This window comes from Ruegeria sp. CH6 (genome assembly GCF_056537005.1).
The window spans coordinates 1-2,806 of the sequence record NZ_JBQFQS010000040.1 but is presented as its reverse complement, the minus strand read 5'-3'; the positions used below and the strand labels follow the sequence as shown (position 1 = coordinate 2,806).

Below are 2,806 nucleotides of genomic sequence, written 5' to 3'. Positions count from 1 at the left end.
GTCGACGCCACATTACGAACGTCGCCCGAACCCTCGCAAGCAGACGAGGGATCTAAATATAGCGAAAAAGACTGAGGGTGCAAAAATCATCTCTGATGAGATTTACACCCTCAGCAAGGTAAGTGGCGACCAAATTGGCCGATTTCACTCGGGCTTCTTAAGCCCGAACAACTGAGGAAGAGGTGCAGCTGTCCTTGCATTAGGGATAAATGATAAAAACCACAGCACCATCTACATTCACAAGATTAGCGAGAAAAATCAGGACGCACCTGATGCTTGCCTGAATGTGTTCTGAAATAATTTGCGCTTCGATTGGGGGGGCTGTAAAACACATAAATTGTGTTGCAATTTCAATGGGGTTAGTGAAAAAGACGGACCCCCGCTACCAGAATACTGCTTGGGCATGTTGCAAGGATTCCAGTTGGCAATCCTTGCGCAAGTCATTGTTTTTCATTGGGTTGAATTTGGCCCAGTTGGAAAAATCCCCAATTAAATTAAGTATCTTCGAAGGCCTCCCATACCCGGCGAGCACTCTGCTGCGGCTGTTCTTCAGAACCCTCCTCAAAGTTCGCGAACAGATCCCGCTCAGAAGAGCGGTTGGCACAGTCTCCACCATCTGCGACATGACCGCATCGAGATATTGGGTTTGTTTGATAACCCGGCCGGAACGCTCAACCGTCGTAACATCGTCACCGCTGTCACAGCAAAAACTGCCATCCTCGGAAATGGTTACGAAAGTACCGTTGTTGGTAGTGATCCGAACGCAGCGCTCCTCGACGATGACATTCTGCCAGCCAATCGAGTCTTCGCACAGCAGACCAATGAAATTCGGGCGCTGCGCGATGTGAACACCTTCTATGTCGGCTTGCTTGGTGCTTTTAACCCGAACAAACAACTTCTGTAATGGGGCTCCCTCGTGTCAATGTGTGTCAGGAAAGCTTAACGTTCTGGCCAGATTCTTCTGCCCCTTTGGTTAACCACCGCGAAAGCGGGCCGGCTTCAAGTCCGATCGCAGCGGCCTCATACGAAAGCGATTTGACTGCACATACCAAAGCTTCTGGCTTACTCTCCGCTTGTGACCGTTGAACTATTTTGCCTTGAGGTCCCAGTACACAAATTGCCGTGCTTTTCAGTGATACGTCCAATCCGATGTAAAATTCCATGTTGTTGCACTTCCATTCTTGGGAACTGGGGCGCATGCCACCATGCGACCTCGTAGACGCGCGATATTCGCATTAAGGGCAACCGCACTCCCTGAGCGGCCTCATTTGACTGGTCCAATTTGATAGTTAGTGCATCATCGGCCTTTGATCCATCGGGAGGTGGGCTTAGTTAAATAACTGGTAGAAGATTGTCATTGAAGAACACGACGAATGCATCGCTGTTCGACGCTGATATAATCAGGTCAGCCCGACCATCGCCGTCTATATCCGCCACTGAGGTTTGGCTGGGTCCATCATCCAATCCGGTTTCGATCTGTGTTCCTGCATCAAAGCCTCCGGTCCCATCATTGCGGAACACCATGACCGCATTGGAGTTAAAGGCTGACCCGATGATGTCCAGATCACCATCGCCGTCTATATCCGCCACAGACGTGTGAATGGCACCATCATCCAGTCCGGTTTCGATCTGTGTTCCCGCATCGAAGGCTCCGGTCCCATCATTGCGGAACACCGTGAAGGCGTCTGAGTTGAGGGCCGACCCAATGATATCCAGATCACCATCGCCGTCTATATCCGCCACGGATGTGTGTCTGGGTCCATTATCCAGCCCGGTTTCGATCTGCGTTCCCGCATCGAAGGCTCCGGTCCCATCATTACGGAACACCGTGAAGGCACTGGAGCCTAATGCCGTTCCGATGATGTCCAGATCACCATCGCCGTCTATATCCGCCACAGACGTGTGACTGGTAAATCTATCCAAGTCTGTATCGATCTGTGTTCCCGCATCGAAGGCTCCGGTCCCATCATTGCGGAACACCGTGAAGGCACTGGAGCCTAATGCCGTTCCGATGATGTCCAGATCACCATCGCCGTCTATATCCGCCGGAGATGTGTGAGTTGCACCGCCATCCAGCGTGGTGTCGATCTGCGTTCCCGCGGCGAAACTTCCATCTCCGTTGCCAAGGAACACCGTGAACGCGTTGGAGCTGCTTGCAGACCCGATGATGTCCAGATCGCCATCGCCGTCCAAGTCTGCAACAGAGGTGTGTCTGGGTCCAGTATCCAGCGCGGTATCGATCTGCGTTCCCGCGGCGAAACTTCCATCTCCGTTGCCAAGGAACACCGTGAACGCGTTGGAGCTGCTTGCAGACCCGATGATGTCCAGATCGCCATCGCCGTCCAAGTCTGCAACAGTAGTGTGTATGGCACCATTATCCAGCGTGGTGTCGATTTGCATGGGCATCCGGGGCCGGATCACGGAGGAGGAGGCTTCGACCAGCGGTATACCACCCGCGCCACCCACGGAGACTGTGACATCGATGTTCCCGGCATTCAGACCCGACAGGTCGGCGGCCGCTGTTGTCCAGGTGCCATTGGCTGCAACCATTGCAGTTGCCGTGACATCCGGGTTGGTGCCATCGCTGAAGGTGACCGTGACGGTCTGTCCGGCTTCGACATTGGTTGTGGTGCCCGACACCTCGACATCCGCAACCTCACTGTCATCAATCACACCATCGCCCTCAATCGGAGTGGTGATGGCAATCACGGGGGTTGTTGGCAATAGCAGCTGCACTGTCACATCATCGCCTGTTGCCTGCACTCCGGCTGCATTTGAGACTACGACCGTGATGTTCAAATCACCT

At 53.3% G+C, this 2,806-nt stretch carries 2 protein-coding genes; both read right to left on the bottom strand.

Features of this window, described 5'->3' with window-relative positions:
* Positions 1-382: 382 nt before the first annotated feature.
* Positions 383-895 carry a hypothetical protein gene (locus tag ACR0CW_RS23030; protein ID WP_480789572.1) on the bottom strand — a complete coding sequence of 171 codons (513 nt, stop codon included), beginning with the start codon at positions 893-895 and terminating at the stop codon, positions 383-385.
* Positions 896-1,332: 437 nt separating this feature from the next.
* The coding region (locus ACR0CW_RS23025) for an FG-GAP-like repeat-containing protein (protein ID WP_480789571.1) at positions 1,333-2,806 on the bottom strand (1,474 nt) is incomplete at its 5' end.